The 15,120-nt window shown below is 40.0% G+C and carries 15 protein-coding genes and 1 pseudogene; 2 read left to right on the top strand and 14 right to left on the bottom strand.

From position 1 onward, the window contains the following. Positions 1-176: 176 nt before the first annotated feature. The 10 genes from IGI42_RS07485 to IGI42_RS07530 form a co-directional block, all read right to left on the bottom strand. On the bottom strand, positions 177-1,637 hold the full coding sequence (locus IGI42_RS07485) for a helix-turn-helix domain-containing protein (RefSeq protein WP_438715209.1): 1,461 nt from the start codon (positions 1,635-1,637) through the stop codon (positions 177-179). 441 nt (positions 1,638-2,078) lie between these two features. Further along, a complete protein-coding gene (locus tag IGI42_RS07490; protein ID WP_438715210.1) occupies positions 2,079-2,459 on the bottom strand; it encodes a type II toxin-antitoxin system PemK/MazF family toxin in 381 nt (126 codons plus the stop codon). Positions 2,460-2,470: 11 nt separating this feature from the next. Next, a complete protein-coding gene (gene alr / locus IGI42_RS07495) occupies positions 2,471-3,592 on the bottom strand; it encodes an alanine racemase (protein WP_438715211.1) in 1,122 nt (373 codons plus the stop codon). Between the two features lie 16 nt (positions 3,593-3,608). Beyond that, positions 3,609-3,959: a holo-ACP synthase gene (acpS, locus tag IGI42_RS07500; protein WP_438715212.1), complete on the bottom strand. Its 351-nt coding sequence runs from the start codon at positions 3,957-3,959 to the stop codon at positions 3,609-3,611. A gap of 467 nt (positions 3,960-4,426) precedes the next feature. Continuing rightward, positions 4,427-5,965, bottom strand: coding sequence for a degradosome RNA helicase CshA (gene cshA, locus IGI42_RS07505; RefSeq protein ID WP_438715213.1), 1,539 nt, complete (start codon positions 5,963-5,965; stop codon positions 4,427-4,429). A gap of 270 nt (positions 5,966-6,235) precedes the next feature. After that, the gene (locus IGI42_RS07510) at positions 6,236-7,591 is read right to left on the bottom strand and encodes a UDP-N-acetylmuramoyl-tripeptide--D-alanyl-D-alanine ligase (RefSeq protein ID WP_438715214.1); all 1,356 of its coding nucleotides are present in this window, start codon (positions 7,589-7,591) and stop codon (positions 6,236-6,238) included. A 148-nt stretch (positions 7,592-7,739) separates the two neighbouring features. Continuing rightward, positions 7,740-8,804: a D-alanine--D-alanine ligase gene (locus tag IGI42_RS07515; RefSeq protein ID WP_438715215.1), complete on the bottom strand. Its 1,065-nt coding sequence runs from the start codon at positions 8,802-8,804 to the stop codon at positions 7,740-7,742. Positions 8,805-8,893: 89 nt separating this feature from the next. Beyond that, entirely contained in the window at positions 8,894-9,343 is a 450-nt protein-coding gene (locus tag IGI42_RS07520) for a YaiI/YqxD family protein (RefSeq protein WP_438715216.1), read from the bottom strand. After that, positions 9,327-10,679 (bottom strand): hypothetical protein, encoded by a 1,353-nt coding sequence (locus tag IGI42_RS07525; protein WP_438715217.1) that lies wholly within the window; start codon positions 10,677-10,679, stop codon positions 9,327-9,329. Before IGI42_RS07525 ends, IGI42_RS07520 begins: the two co-directional genes overlap by 17 nt. Before the next feature lie 16 nt (positions 10,680-10,695). Further along, a complete protein-coding gene (locus IGI42_RS07530) occupies positions 10,696-11,595 on the bottom strand; it encodes a metallophosphoesterase (RefSeq protein WP_438715218.1) in 900 nt (299 codons plus the stop codon). Between the two features lie 115 nt (positions 11,596-11,710). Between IGI42_RS07530 and IGI42_RS07535 the strand changes: the two genes are divergently transcribed. Next, positions 11,711-12,118 (top strand): hypothetical protein, encoded by a 408-nt coding sequence (locus tag IGI42_RS07535; RefSeq protein ID WP_438715219.1) that lies wholly within the window; start codon positions 11,711-11,713, stop codon positions 12,116-12,118. Positions 12,119-12,194: 76 nt separating this feature from the next. Here the strand turns inward: IGI42_RS07535 and IGI42_RS07540 are convergent. Then, positions 12,195-12,482: pseudogene (locus IGI42_RS07540) on the bottom strand (MazG nucleotide pyrophosphohydrolase domain-containing protein). 77 nt (positions 12,483-12,559) lie between these two features. On the opposite strand from IGI42_RS07540, the gene IGI42_RS07545 reads away from it, so the two are divergent. After that, entirely contained in the window at positions 12,560-13,120 is a 561-nt protein-coding gene (locus tag IGI42_RS07545; RefSeq protein ID WP_438715220.1) for a TIGR00730 family Rossman fold protein, read from the top strand. 43 nt (positions 13,121-13,163) lie between these two features. Here the strand turns inward: IGI42_RS07545 and IGI42_RS07550 are convergent, their stop codons facing one another. The 3 genes from IGI42_RS07550 to IGI42_RS07560 are packed head-to-tail and all read right to left on the bottom strand — an operon-like array spanning position 13,164 to position 15,042. Further along, on the bottom strand, positions 13,164-13,820 hold the full coding sequence (locus tag IGI42_RS07550) for an ABC-2 transporter permease (RefSeq protein WP_438715221.1): 657 nt from the start codon (positions 13,818-13,820) through the stop codon (positions 13,164-13,166). Beyond that, the gene (locus IGI42_RS07555) at positions 13,817-14,668 is read right to left on the bottom strand and encodes an ABC transporter ATP-binding protein (protein ID WP_438715222.1); all 852 of its coding nucleotides are present in this window, start codon (positions 14,666-14,668) and stop codon (positions 13,817-13,819) included. The genes IGI42_RS07550 and IGI42_RS07555 overlap by 4 nt, the downstream gene beginning before the upstream one ends. After that, positions 14,668-15,042 (bottom strand): GntR family transcriptional regulator, encoded by a 375-nt coding sequence (locus IGI42_RS07560; RefSeq protein ID WP_438715223.1) that lies wholly within the window; start codon positions 15,040-15,042, stop codon positions 14,668-14,670. Before IGI42_RS07560 ends, IGI42_RS07555 begins: the two co-directional genes overlap by 1 nt. Positions 15,043-15,120 lie beyond the last annotated feature (78 nt).

A 15,120-nucleotide genomic window follows, 5' to 3' on the forward strand; every position in this document is an offset into this window, starting at 1 on the left:
CCTTAAAACTGGAATTGGGCAAATCTGTCCTGCCCAATTGTCGCTGAAGGCGACAAAGCTAGTCTGTGAAGCCTGACAAAGCCAACATTGCTGCAACAGAAATGTTGGCGGTAGTAACTACTCCTTTTTAATCAATAGAAAAAGAGAGGCACGCCTCCCTTTTCCCCTCTCATTTATTAACGAATCTGCTTAATCACTGAATTAACAATTGAAAAATCGACTTCGGTTAAAAAGTCATCGATAATTTGCAAATTTTGATAAGGATAATTTTTTAGACTATAGTTGGAAATGACTAGGTCATAGGCGCCAAAGGCATCAATCTTCTCTGGGGTTAATTCCAGAATTGACTCATCGTACACCCTAATTTCTACTCGATAATAAAACCGACTTTGAATTAATTCTGACAGCATCTCACCATGGCGGCGTCCAGAATCACTGACGATCATGATCCTCACTTTAGGGGATAGAACATCTAAGTAATGTGCCAGTTGCCCCCATTCAGTAAACAAGCAACGCAAGACTAAAAAATAGAATTGACTAAACCAAGGAAAGTTCATTTCCTGTTCTAAATCAATCAATTGTTGCTGAACCATTTTAGCAAAGTGAGGATAATAATGCTGAGCAGCGCGGCTGAAAAAAGCAGCTTCATTAAAAAGCATTGAACGGGAATACGGGTAGATATAAAACCCGCGGTAAATTCGTAACATTTTCTGGGTAATATGCTTTTGATTAAGCTCTTCCAACGGAATTTTGAAGGTTGTCACCAATTGTTCCAAAAATTTTTCAATCCCGGTACACACGTCATCATACGTGTGCTGCTTATCTGTGATGAAGTAATCAAAAAACAAACTATGAATCACTTCTTGATACCAAGTTTTGGTCACTACATACTCCGAGTTCTCCACCGTTTCTTCCGCAAGATTGTATAATTCCTGCAACTTAACCAAGATTTCTTCATTAGGTTCCTCGACTTTCTGGTCATCGATCATTAACCCTTGCGAGCAGCGAATAATGATAATCGATAGCAGAAAACTATATTCCATCGTATCACGATCGTTCATCAAAATATCAAAGGTTCGACTAGACTGACGAACAAAATTAACCACCCGATTTTTTTCTAAGCTAAAAGGCCATTCACTCAACCCATATTTTTCAAGGAAAAGATGGACATAAAAAATGCGGACCCAGCGTTCATCCTCGGCCGTGATCCGAAAAGGCTTGCGCTCTAAGCGTAATCCCCGCTTCTCCATCACATCATCAATCTGACGAACCATCCGATAAAAAGTAGCTTCACTAATAAACAGTTCATTAATCCAATAGTCTGCATCTTCATTTGGGCGAAAAAAAACGCGCTCTAAAAACTGAAAGCTTTCAGATTCTTCCATGATATCTGCGGCTAAAGGGCGAATTTTATTGTGTAAGCTGTCATCTAGACGAACCCCTTTCGTCCTTGAATACTCAATGCCAATTTTATCTTGCCAGTCATGATTGATTGCTTCAACATCAGACAAAATGGTTTTGGTGGAGCAATCCAACAAATCAGCCAGCAGTTGAGGGTCTTGCCAATCAAAGAAATCCCTTAATATTCCAATGATAGATAATCGGCGTTGAATCGTCGTTTTTAATAGGTGCTTCACGGGAAGCCCTCCTCTGCTTATCATTACTTTGACTTGTTTTCAAACGTGCTGCTAGGAAGTTCTCGTAATCATTATACCTTACTACACTTGATTCCTTCTCATATTAGCATTTAAATAAGTTCAGAAAACAAATAATTCAAATCAAATAATGGTTAAACAATCTTTTTTAGACTAATCCATCCACAAATTGTCAAAAATAAGAGAGTGATAAATAAATCCCAAGATTTACTGCTTCACTCTCTATGAATTAAACCATCTGTAAACAAAAGCTTCGCTCTAACTACTAATAACTTTAATTGACTGCTTTATCAAAGAACTCTTGCCTTGTTGTATACAGCTGCTTTGTGAAACTTGAGAGTATCTAACAAGTAAGAATACCAGAAAAGCTAGCTTATTGTCTACCTAATCATGTATTTATTTTTAAGTCTTGAAAGAGACACCTTATGTATAATTTGTTTGAGTTGCTACGACGGACGAAGCAATCTCGATTCCCACGCTTACTCGCAATGCTTCATCCACTGATCTCATCATTCCCTTATCCAAATGACAAACCTTTTCTTTTAATCTCGACTTGTCAATGGTACGGATTTGTTCCAATAAAATCACTGAGTCTCTCTCAATACCTGTTTTATTTGCGTGAATCCCTATGTGTGTTGGTAATTTCGGCTTAGCCATTTTTGCTGTGATTGCCGCTACAATGATTGTGGGGCTAAAATGATTTCCCAAGTTGTTCTGAATGACTAAAACCGGACGAATACCGCCTTGTTCCGAACCAATTACTGGGGATAAATCTGCAAAATAAATATCACCACGCTTAACCATGACACTTCCTCCTACTCCTTATAAATTCGTGGCACTCTTTCTGAAATCATACAAGCTACTTCGTAATGGATCGTATCTAAATGGTCTGCCACATCCTGCATTGTAACTTCAGCAGAACCATTTTTCCCGATTAATGTCACTTGAGTTCCAACGCTATACTCTTTAGGTAAGCGAATCATCAACTGATCCATACATACGCGCCCAACAATCTCACAATAATTGCCATCTACCAAAACGGAAAAACCTTGCATTTTTCTTAACCAGCCATCAGCGTAACCAATCGGCACGGTGCCGATCCATTCATTATCAGACGTGATATAAGTTTCCCCATAACCTATACCTTCACCTTTGGCCAATTCTTTTACTTGGATTAACTCAGAAACAAGCTCTAAAGCTGGTGTTAATGGATACGTTTCAGGTAAAGCGTGTCCCGAAGGATTCAGGCCATACATCGCTACACCATAACGAACCATATTACCTGGAAAATCTTTGTGCCATAGTGCAGTAGCACTGTTACTAGTATGCACATAATGCGGCTTTTCATCCAGCACCGCCATTATATTGTTAAAGCGCTGGTTTTGTAATTCCCAATAAGCAGTATCCGCTTCATCGGCTGTCGAAAAATGAGTAAACAGACCTTCCCACACCATATTAGGTGAATTTTTAATAAACTGTGCAGCGGCTTTTACTTCCTCCGGAGTCAAGAAACCGATGCGTCCCATACCCGTATCTGCTTTGATATGCAGCTTCAAAGGGACATCTGATCCTATTTCGGTCAACATCTCTTGGGCTTCAGACAACCAGTCTCTAGTTGCCACAGTGATGGACAAATCATAATCCAACACTAAAGATAAATAGCTAGGAAAAACAACACTCAAAATTAAGATTGGTTCAACAATCCCTACTTCTCTTAGCTCAATTGCCTCATCCAAGGTTGCAACACAAAATCCGGTCGCACCAGCAGCTAATGCGGTCTGTGCAGTCGCAACAGCGCCATGACCATATCCCTGCGCCTTTACCACCGCAAATAATTCAGTCCCTTTTGGCAGACGCTGTATTTCTTGTCTTATGTTCTCTTCAATTGCTCTTTTATGTATAAGTGCTCGTGTTGGTCGATGGTACGTAACAACCACGTAAAAATCCTTCTTTCTATTCTTCTAATAATACTTGAGCCATAGCTATAGTATCTGTATGTGTTAAGGTAACGAAAACCTTACCGCTAAATGGTGATTGACTAAAAAAAGGTGCGCCGGTTTCATCACGCAGAATCTCCATTTCTTGAAAACTTAGTTCCCCGATTCCAGTTCCCCAAGCCTTAGAAAATGCTTCTTTACACGCATACCTTCCTGCTAAAAATTCTACCTTGCGATGAGGAGAATGGCTAGTAAAAAGTGCTAGTTCTTTTTCCGTTAATACCCGGACAGCAAATTGCGGTTTTGTTTCGATAATTTTTGCCATACGATCTAGTTCTACCGCATCAATACCAATCCCTCTGATCATTTTCCCACCCCTTCTTTTATATCATTACCATTTTACCAAAGTCTACCTCGAAATCTAATTATTTTTTTAAAGAACAAAAAAAAAGAATATTTGCTTAAGAAATTCGCCTAACACCTACTGAAAAAGCCAATTTATCGAACGATTAATAACACCTTAAGCTATCCAAAAAATCAGTTTATTTTCATTATCACTCAAATTACCTTTCTTAACACTAAATAGAATAGCACAAAAATAACGAAATATGAATTATCATTCCGAATATTCTCGAGATTTATTTCTATTATAAATGAATATTTCATTGTATGCGGATAATTCACATTCAAATTTTCGACATCAGCAGAAGATTATTTAGGTACTCAATCATAGATTTAGCGAGTCGATGCTGTACACTATCACATTCTTAATTGGTACATTGTCACAAATAAAAAAGAGCAACCTGATTCAAAATCAGATTGCTCTTTTTCTATTTAGTCATTATTCGAACGAATGACAAACCCACGTTTTTTATCACTACTACGGTTGTTGGTCCGTTTAGACCCACTGTAGTTTTTGTTTTTGTTCGAGCGTTCGCCACGACTGCTGTTGCGGTCACGATTCCCGTCTTTGCCGCGATTGCGGTTGCTACCGCCGCCACGTTTACCACCGCCGCCGCCTCGATTGAAGCCACCTTTTTTGTTAGAAGGCAATGGGCGTTCTGGTGTAATTTTAACTGGCGCAGCGTCAGAAGGATCTTTCGCTACTGTTTTCAACAACAAAGCAGCTAATTCTTCTGGAGAATAAGTTTTTAACAACTCAGCAGCTGATTCAGTGTATTTATCCAAGCTTTCAGCACTTTCATCCAATTGTGAATGAACTTGATCAATTGCCGCACCTAATTGACCCTTGAAGGCTTCTTTTTCGGTTGGCGGACGCAATGGAGTCATACGTTTTTTAGTTAAGTTTTCAATGACATGCAAGTAGCCCATTTCGTTTGGTGTAACAAAGGTTACAGACATTCCGCCTTTACCAGCACGGCCTGTACGTCCAATACGATGGACATAGCTTTCAGGATCTTGTGGGATATCGTAGTTGTACACGTGAGTTACGCCAGAGATGTCTAATCCCCGAGCAGCAACGTCTGTGGCAACTAGAATATCTAAATCACCTTTTTTGAATGAACGTAAAACGCTCATCCGTTTTTGCTGAGACAAATCACCATGGATTCCTTCAGCTTTGTAACCACGAGCTTCTAAGCCACGCGCTAATTCGTCAACACGACGTTTGGTACGACCAAAGACGATCGCTAAATCCGGTGTTTGCACGTCGAATAGACGAGTCATTACATCAAATTTTTCGAAGTCTTTTGCCTTCACATAGTATTGGTCAATCAAATCAGCAGTCATTTCTGTTGTTTTGATTTTTACATGTTCTGGCTTGTTCATGAATTTGACACCGATTTTTTTAATTGCGTCAGGCATCGTAGCAGAGAATAATAGTGTCTGACGATTTGCTGGGACTTTGCTGATAATTTTTTCGATGTCTTCTAAAAAGCCCATGTTCAGCATTTCATCAGCTTCATCTAATACTAAAGTTTCGACAGTTTCTAATTTCAGGGTGTGACGGTTAATATGATCCAACATACGTCCTGGTGTACCCACTACGATATGCGGACGGTCTTTCAAGCCGCGGATTTGGCGACCAATATCAGCACCACCATAAACAGCTTGAACACGAATCTTTTTGTCACGACCTAGACGGAACAATTCTTCTTGCGTTTGGATAGCTAATTCACGAGTAGGCGCAATGACAAGGCCCTGCAGAATTTGATTTTTAGTGTCAATCTTGTCCAGCATAGGCAAACCGAAAGCAGCTGTTTTACCTGTTCCTGTTTGTGCTTGTCCAATGACGTCTTTTCCATCTAACGCTAAAGGAATAGTCTGTTCTTGAATCGGGGTCGCTTCTTCAAAGCCCGCGCGTTCGATTGCTGCTAATAGTTCTGGTGCTAAATGTAATTCTTTGAATTTCAAATGATATCCTCCTAGTATATGTTGACTTATGTCAGGTGGAGCGTGCAGGTCTTTGTATCCATCAATAATCTGCAACCGTCCCTAGTTGCCGCTTATTGTGATACCACCGAAAAACCGCTCCTTGAAGTCAGGCGGAAGGAACATCTCTCAAAAAAAAGCCCGGTTTATGGGGCTCTATATAATCTATTGGATGACTCATTCAATCATTACTTCATTTCTCGGCAACAGCTTATTATAGCATATGAAACTACTTTCTGCAAGTTTCAATTTTTAAGCTTGCAAAGCGTCAATAACTTCCAACAATCCCATGCCGTTACTTCCCTTTAATACAATGCTATCTTCTGGTTGCAACTCACGCTTAATTGCTTCTATCATTGCTATTTTTTCATTCGCAGCAAATGATTGAACTGCCAACCGTGGATAGCGCACAGCAATAACTTCGGCTAAGTTCTTCATTTGTTCTCCATACAAATAAACAGCCGCAAATTCTTGATCGTTCAAATGATCTACCATATTACGATGCAATGAAGCTGCCTCCGGGCCAAGCTCTAACATGTCTGCCAAAACGGCTAAACGACGACCGTTGGTAGGTAGTTTAGCAAAAGTATCCAAGACTAACCCCATCGCAGTTGGATTGGCATTATATACATCGCTTAAAATGTCTGCACCGTTGGCCGCTTTCAACCACTGAGTCCGATTTTTCGTAATCTCAACATAGGTTAAGCCTTGATAAATTTCTTCATCACTCAAACCATACCAACGCCCAATTGCTAAGGCAATCAATGCGTTTTTCACATTGTACTTCCCAGGCATAGGAATTTGGTAGGCTTTGCCATCAACCGTAAATAAAGTGGCTTCTCTTGATTCCGACATAATCGTTGCAGAAATGTCACCCACTTGAATACCAAACGTCTGCTGCTTTTGTGACAACTTTTCTGTGCGCTCAGCCAACAAAGGTTCATCGGCTGGAATCAATAATAATCCATCGTCAATTAAACCATTGGTTATCTCTAGTTTCGCATCCGCAATTCCAGCCCGCGAACCTAGATTTTCAATATGAGCTTCCCCGATGATCGTGATCGCCGCCACGTCCGGTTCAGCTAGCTCCGAAAGAACTCTGATTTCCCCTGCATGATCCATGCCCATTTCTAAAATCAGTTTTTCTGTTCCTTCTGGCATATGTAAGATTGTGTAAGGCAAACCTATATCATTATTGTAGTTTCCTTGTGTTTTATAGGTTTTGAATTTTTGGTGCAAGACAGCTTCCGTCATATCTTTAGTCGTTGTTTTGCCATTGGAGCCGGTAATCGCAATAACGTCTGGGTTTTCTTCTAGCAAATAATAACTAGCTAATGCTTGAAAAGCTTTCAACGTGTCTGAGACGTTAATGACCACGATATTTTCCGGTGGCTGAATAGCTTCATTGCTCCAAAACGTTGCAACTGCCCCATTTTCGATTGCCTTTTGAACAAACAAATGACCATCGGCATTGCCCTGAAGCGGCACAAATAAATCACCAGCTTTGATTTTACGCGAATCAAATTCAACGCCTGTGACTGTCACTTCTTCTGTCCCTAGCAACTCCCCTTGAACAGCTTTGTTGATGATTGATGTCGTTAATTTCATGGTGTGTGTTCCTCCCATTCCTATCTAAAAAAAGAGTCTGGCTATGTTTATCGCTCCAGACTCTTTCTCTACTAAGCGTTAATAAAAGAAGCAAATTGACAGCCAATATTGAATTGTCCTCGGTTACTTCTTCCCCTGCATCTGTTTCTTACTCAAAACTAGCTTGTTGCTTGTATCGATTTAAACCTAGTTGAATTAATTCCTCAATCAAGTCGCCATACTTCAAGCCCATGTTCTCCCACAGTAATGGGTACATGCTAAACTCAGTGAAGCCTGGCATGGTATTTAATTCATTTAAGAATAATTCATTTTTGTTAGTTAAAAAGAAATCACAGCGAGTTAAGCCTGATCCTCCAAGCATTGTATAGGCCAATTTTGCATACTCTCTTGCTTTATTACTAACTTCTTCCGGAACTTCTGCTGGAATAGCCATCGTAATTGAGTTATCAATATATTTGGCATTGTAATCATAAAATGCGACTTCTTTTACAACTTCTCCAGGTAAAGTCGTGCGTACATCCGCATTACCTAGAATCGCAATCTCAATTTCTCGTGCTTCAATCCCTTGTTCAACAACTGCGCGGGAATCATATCGATAGGCTTCCTTCAACGCATTTTGCAGTTCTTCACGGTTCTCAGCTCGCGTAATTCCAACACTAGAACCCATGTTGGCTGGCTTAATAAACATCGGATACAGCAGTGTGCCTTCACACTTGTCGAAAACCTGCTTCGGATTTTCTTTCCATTCGTTTTTCAGTACCGGTACATAAGGTACTTGTGGAATGCCTGCTGCCTGCAAGATGTACTTAGTCATAATCTTGTCCATAGCACTAGAGCTGGCTAAAACACCTGCTCCTACATATGGCATATCTAGGACTTCCAAAAATCCTTGGATTGTTCCATCTTCGCCATTTGGTCCATGCAACACGGGAAAAACAATCGCATCGTCTTCTTTAATATCACCAGATGCAATCACGTGCCCAGTAAAGCCTTCTACGGTACTACCCGTTGGATCCCAAGTTAAACGAAGCGCTTCATCAGACTCAGGGGCTTGTGTTAATAACGGCCCTTTCACCCATTGACCCGTCTTATCAATGTACACAAGCTGCACTTGGTAATAATCGAAATAAACGGCTGAAATTACTGAAAATGCTGATAAGATGGATACGTCATGTTCTGGACTTTTTCCACCATATAATAAAATAATCTTCAAGTACTTATCCCCCATTACTTTTAAGATTCCCCCATATTTTAGCATAAAAACCGAAAAGCCCAAAAATTTTTTTACAAATGTTACAAAGCTTAATGATTTTTATTCTTGATTAGCCCAAGCAAGACTTGGCGAAATTGCTCACGATCTGCTTCAGTATAAGGTTTTGGTCCTTTGGTTCTTTGTTTTGCTTGTCGCATTTTACCGCTAATATAACGTTGCCCCAATAAGGCATCAATATTGTTCATGGTGTACTCCATTCCCGATTGATGCAAGACATGTGCCGCTTTATGAATGGTCAATGAAGCCAATCCATAATCCTGCGTAATTAAAATATCTTTGGGTTGAATCAGGGAAACAATTTTGTAATCTGCCGCATCCATTCCCCGATCCACATAAACGAATCTTACAAATTCAGGATACTCTTTGGTCGAGTAATGGTCAATGCTAGTGACAATTACTACCTCCAGCCCAAACTGCTTGGCAACCTCAATTGTCGTATCCTTTACCGGAGAGCCATCTCCATCAATGATTAATCGCATGTCGACCCATCCTTCCAATGACCGCTAGCCATATTAACATAAATACGCTAGAACTATTTTTCACAACATTCATTACGCCGATCAATGCTTGATTGGTCTGGTGCAGACTTGGCAAAATAAATAGTTCATTTGTTGGAAACTGTGCAGCATTTAACACAACCAAAAGCAAAGCCATCAGAATGAATTGATGGGTAATACTCCCTTTATTCGACGTAGCATACTTAGTAATGATCCGTCGGTCGCTGTCAATGGTTTCTTGCTGATAATACCAGCGATTCAACCAGCTGCTTGTGCTGCTCTTGAAAAAAGACATAATGCCAATAGCCACGGGAAAAGCCGGCTGATAAAACAAAATTGTTAAGCCGATACCCATCCCCAACAATTGCGTATTTAGCGGATTCTTAGCTTTTTGGCACATTTTCCCACCGAAAACTAAGGCAGCGACTAGTCCAAGGGAATACGGTAAAAACAGGTACAAGGAAAGTGCTTCTTTCCCATAAACCGCTGCAGTATAAAACGTACCGAATAAAATTAGAAAATTCCCGCACATGCCGTTATAAAAGGTCAATGTATTTACCCACAAAGGCAAGCGCCACGTTCGTTTTTTTACTTTCACCCAGTAGACTGAAAGAATGAAAATCAGACTAAACACAAGAATCGCCGCATTCAAATATACTTCATTGAACAGCAAACGTCCACTACGCAAAAGAAAAATAGCGACAAAGAACAGACCAAACCAAACTAATTCTTTCATAGAAAAGACATTTTCCGAAAGATCTTTGAAATCTAATTCGTAATGAGAGTAGCGGCGAATCGTTGAATATGCAAATACGAAATACAGTGTATATAACCCAGGAACAATGACTAACTGATCCGCAATAGGCAAGCTCAGACCTAAAAACAAAGGAATGATGAGCAGTAGTCCGAATAAATAATTTTTCTTCCCCGCATTCGATTGTCCCTGTTCTTTTTCAAAGTAATTCACACTAACATTTGCCGGCGGAAATAGGGCGGCACTTAAGCCTAAAAAAATACTCCCCAGCAAAAAGAAAGGAAAAGCTACCGCCCCCAGCAGGCTCAGCAATGACCCAATGCCTCCTAAAAGCAACGCCACAATCAATAACGTGTATTTTTCAATTGCACGTTCCAAGCTGCGGATTAAGAAGACTCCCGTCATACGAAATGTATAGAACAAGACAAACGGTAAGATACTTGCTGTTTTAGAACTATTGATTAAATGAATGTACAACAAATAGGGAACGATAATTAGTGTGTTGGACAAAATAAAAGGGGTCGCTTGCGTGAAGCTTCGCCACACAGATTTTATCTTTTCCATCCAATTTCCTCTTTTCTTAATAAGCGATCACCGTCATCGCCTGTTGGAATTCTTGTTTTAAATGTTGTCGTTTGTATGCTTGAAAATCTTCCTGATGTCTGCGCAGCACTCCCCGTAGTTTCATGGGATTGTACTCTTCCACTAGCTGATTTTCTAAAACAAATTTACGCGTTAAGCGCCACTCGTAATAATAGCCCAATGGTCGACAATGATAGCGTGTCTGATGAATCTGCTGCTCGCCAAAACGGCGGTGAGTGTGCCCAAATACAACATCTGAAATATTATCATATTGGTCCAACAATTTCCCTAAAGATGCTGCACCTAAAAAGGCGTTCAATTTATTCCAGATCTCGTAGCGTCCTTCTAAACGCACGATGAACTGTCCTTGGGGCACAAAATGAGTTGCTAGAATAACTCGGTAATTTTTCTCACTTAACTCCTTTAATACTCGATCCAACTGTTGTAAAATACGTTGATTCACAGCTGGATCATCCCCTGAACGTTGAATAATCCGGTCGTACCAATATAATTTTTTCATAGATATAATTTTTTCTTTATCCTTCAAATCAGAAAATTGGTAATCATACCAGCCATTTACACCTAACAGCACTGTTGATTCATTCAACGGCAAATAGCGTAGATTCAAAAAATGACTGTCCGGATAATGTTCAATCATTTCTTCGCCCGCAATACTGCCCATTTCATGATTGCCTAAATTAAAGGTTGTTTCAATTCCATGTTTACGAAAATAATCATTGATCTCTAGCGTCTGTTGAATTTGATTGGCACTATCCCCAGCAAAGTGCAGTCGAGTAATCTTGCGTTCTCGTAAAGTTTCCAACAAAATAGCCAATTCTGCTTCAGCTAAATGATTAATATCGGCATGAAGATCACTAATAATCGCCAGTCGCCCCATCCAATCATCTCCCTTTATTTTACTCCTAAATGCGGATCAAAAAAATCCCAAACTCGTAGATAGCCTGCGTAAAGATTATGCTATACTAAAGGTACTAAGTAAAGGAGGATCGCCTATGATTACCTACAAACAATTAAAAGAAGATTTATTGCAAGCGCTTGATCTGCATATTGACATTTTGAAGGAAGTCGATGATATTTGCCCAGAGCAATTGCCAGGCTTTCTATTTATGATGCGTAGTCTTGGCTTTATGTTGGATCGTGCACCGCGCGTTTTAGCCCAAGAGGATTTAGAAGAAATGTACTATATGATGTTTCAGTACTATAGTCTGCTGCACGAATTAAAGTACAACTTAACGCTGAACTTCCCTTATGCTACCCTTCAAGGCGCTCCCTTATTAGATTTGGTTCGGCAATTCCCAGCTACCTATGAAAAAGAAATGAAGCAATGGTGGGAAGAAAAAACCGGTCTCGTCATCGAAGAAACCAAACAAACGATTGAAATTAAAGAATTTGACTATTAAAAACCTCAGAAAATAAGCTATTGAAGCCAGATGCCTCAATAGCTTATTTTTTACGCAAACAACTTCCTTACACCTTTTACTGATAGCACTCCAGTAATTTCTTTTGATGACATTCCATAATGGCTTCCAGTGAACTATCGTACTTGTCAGCCAGAATAAACAGATTGCCTAACACATCTCCCAGCTCCTCGGTCAACTTATCCCACTGTTCTTGATCCGTTGGTGTCCGTTCATCAGGTCGACTACGACCGATCTCAATCGTGCGGATCGCCTGTGCTATTTCCCCGACTTCTTCCGTCAAGAAGTTTGCCCGAATAAAAGGCGGATACTGATACTAATTTCGTTCTTTTTAAAAATCACTGATCCATTGCTGATAGTATTTATGCCCATTTTGTTTTTTCCTTCTGCTATAATACTGAATAAAAAGAAATGAGGATATTTATGAATATAGCTGTGTATTGTGGAGCAAGCGTTGGTAATGAGCCAGTCTATAGCGAAAACGCTCAAACTTTAGGTACATGGATTGTTGAAAATAACCACCGGCTGATTTATGGCGGCGGCAAAGCGGGATTGATGGGGGTGATGGCTGATACCGTTTTAGCTAAAGGCGGCAGCGTCATTGGCGTGATTCCTACCTTCCTACAACAACGTGAATTAGCCCATCCAAATTTGGACGAACTGATTGTCGTTGAAACCATGGCTGAACGTAAAAACCAGATGCTCGCAGCCGCAGATGTTTGTATTGCCTTGCCGGGTGGTCCTGGTACCTTGGAAGAAATCAGCGAAGCTATTTCCTTAGCACGTGTCGGTCAAAATGACAGTCCTTGCATCTTTTATGATACCAATGATTATTATCATCTGCTACAAGACTTTTTTGACAAAATGGTGGCAGCAAACTTCCTATCTGCTAATGACCGTAAAAAAATTCTCTTTGCTCATTCCATTCAGGAAATTGAAGAATTCATCGCAGCTTACGAGCCGCCTCAAACCAGAAAGTATTAACCTAAAAAGAGCCGCTCTCGCGATGAGGGCGGCTCTTCAAGACTTACAGCTCTTTTTTCTTTACAATCTTCGCTGATAACAAGTAAGAAATTACTACAGCAGCTGCTGTGATCACAATACTAATACTTGTAAGCAGCCATAAAGGTTGAGTCATAATTGTGTTTAGTGGAACCGTGATGTCAACGTTTATTTTCTGCATCAAGTAGCTTCCTGCAAAGACGAAGAAAAAGATCACGCCCATGACTAAAATTAAAATTAAGCGACTTTTCTCGGCACCAAATTTGAAATAAATCGGCAGCATTAAACTCATGTATAAAAGCCCAAGTAAGAAAACAAAACCAAAAGTAAAACTGAACAGTTCAAAATTGACAACCTGATTTTTAATTGCATTCATAACCAGCACAATCCCGATCGATAGCAGCATAGCTAGGACAATGATAGCCGTTGACAACAAATATTTACCAGCAACATACTTCTTTCGTGAAATCGGCAATGTGAACAAAAAGGTTAATCCATGGTCCATCTCATCGTAGGTAACCGTGGTAAAAGCCAATGTCGATAGAAAGAAGATCATTAAACTAGGAACAACCGCATTGTTATCAAGCTGAAACGAATTGAAGATAGTTAAAAAGATAAACACTAATAAGAAAGCTTTTTGCTTCATTAGTAAACGCAGGTCTTTAATGTACAATCCTTTCATTGGTTTTCCCTCCCCATAATCATCAAAATAATCTCATCAATACTGGTTTTCTCCACTACGATTTCTGGATAGTTCTCCAAATAGAATTGCCGTTGTTTGGTTAAGCATTGATAACCGAAGCTAGTTTTTTGTTGAGCCATCACGTGTTCTTTGTCGATTTTACTGTATTGCTCTTCTGTCATTTTTAGAATGCCGTATTCTCCCAGCAGTACATCCGTATCTTCGTGAAGGACAATACGACCTCGGTCAATAAAATAAAGCGAGTCGCATAACTGTTCTAAATCCTTTGAAATATGGGAACTGATCAGGATACTGCGGCGCTCATCTTGCTCCAGATACTCTTGCAGCAGACTCAAAATTTCTTCCCGGGCAATCACATCCAGTCCGGCTGTCGGCTCATCCAAAATAAGTAGCGAAGCCTGATGACTAATGGCAATTAAAACTTTTAGCCGTGCTTTCATTCCTGTGGAAAAATCTTTAATCGCTTTGTTCATAGGTAATTGAAATTCAGTACATTTTTTAACAAAGAAGTCCTTTTCAAACAATTCGTAGAAGGTATCCAGCATCGGCACAATGTCTTGAATCGTCAAGTATTCGCTAAAACCAGCTTCAGCTAAAGATACCCCCAGCTTTTGTCGGTCATCCTCAGTTACCTTTTCTAACGGTTTATCAAAGAGTGTGATTTCTCCCTGTTCACAAGAAATCAGCCCCAAGGCAATCTTAAAGGTTGTACTTTTCCCGGCACCGTTGCGCCCCACCAAACCAACAATTTGTCCAGCTTCGATCTGCAATGAACAGTTTAAACTAAAGTCCGGATAAGTTTTTTGAACATTTTTTAGTGTAAGCATCATGATTCCTCCAATACAATGGTTAGTAATTCCTGCAGGTCTTCATCACTGATTCCGGCTAAACGCGCTTTATTGACAATCGTCTCTAACTCTTCTTGGATTGCTTTCAGCTGCTCTTCACGCTTCAACGTTGGATTGACTGCTCGGACAAAACTGCCTTTGCCATGAACTGTGGCAATCAGCCCCTCCTGTTCTAATGCGTCATAAGACTTCTTAACAGTTAAAGCACTAATCTTCAACTCCTTAGCTAACGAACGGACAGACGGCAGCGGATCATTCTCTTTTAATGCGCCTTGAATAATAGCTGCTTTGATTTGTTCCACTAGCTGCTCATAAATTGGTGTCATTGACGAATGCTGAATAATAAGTTTCACTGAACATCCCTCTCTTCATAAACAGTGTATAACAGTATACATCAGTTGTCAATCTGAGCTGTATTTTTAGCCATCAAA

The organism is Enterococcus sp. AZ109, assembly GCF_051714625.1.
Taxonomy (GTDB): domain Bacteria; phylum Bacillota; class Bacilli; order Lactobacillales; family Enterococcaceae; genus Enterococcus_A.

Bases quoted from the DNA above. Each gene is read 5' to 3' on its own strand.
- IGI42_RS07490 (WP_438715210.1), bottom strand. From the start codon at position 2,459: ATGGTTAAGCGTGGTGATATTTATTTTGCAGATTTATCCCCAGTAATT.
- acpS (WP_438715212.1), bottom strand. From the start codon at position 3,959: ATGATCAGAGGGATTGGTATTGATGCGGTAGAACTAGATCGTATGGCA.
- IGI42_RS07510 (WP_438715214.1), bottom strand. From the start codon at position 7,591: ATGAAATTAACGACATCAATCATCAACAAAGCTGTTCAAGGGGAGTTG.
- IGI42_RS07520 (WP_438715216.1), bottom strand. From the start codon at position 9,343: ATGCGATTAATCATTGATGGAGATGGCTCTCCGGTAAAGGATACGACA.
- IGI42_RS07525 (WP_438715217.1), bottom strand. From the start codon at position 10,679: ATGGAAAAGATAAAATCTGTGTGGCGAAGCTTCACGCAAGCGACCCCT.
- IGI42_RS07530 (WP_438715218.1), bottom strand. From the start codon at position 11,595: ATGGGGCGACTGGCGATTATTAGTGATCTTCATGCCGATATTAATCAT.
- IGI42_RS07535 (WP_438715219.1), top strand. From the start codon at position 11,711: ATGATTACCTACAAACAATTAAAAGAAGATTTATTGCAAGCGCTTGAT.
- IGI42_RS07545 (WP_438715220.1), top strand. From the start codon at position 12,560: ATGAATATAGCTGTGTATTGTGGAGCAAGCGTTGGTAATGAGCCAGTC.
- IGI42_RS07550 (WP_438715221.1), bottom strand. From the start codon at position 13,820: ATGAAAGGATTGTACATTAAAGACCTGCGTTTACTAATGAAGCAAAAA.
- IGI42_RS07555 (WP_438715222.1), bottom strand. From the start codon at position 14,668: ATGCTTACACTAAAAAATGTTCAAAAAACTTATCCGGACTTTAGTTTA.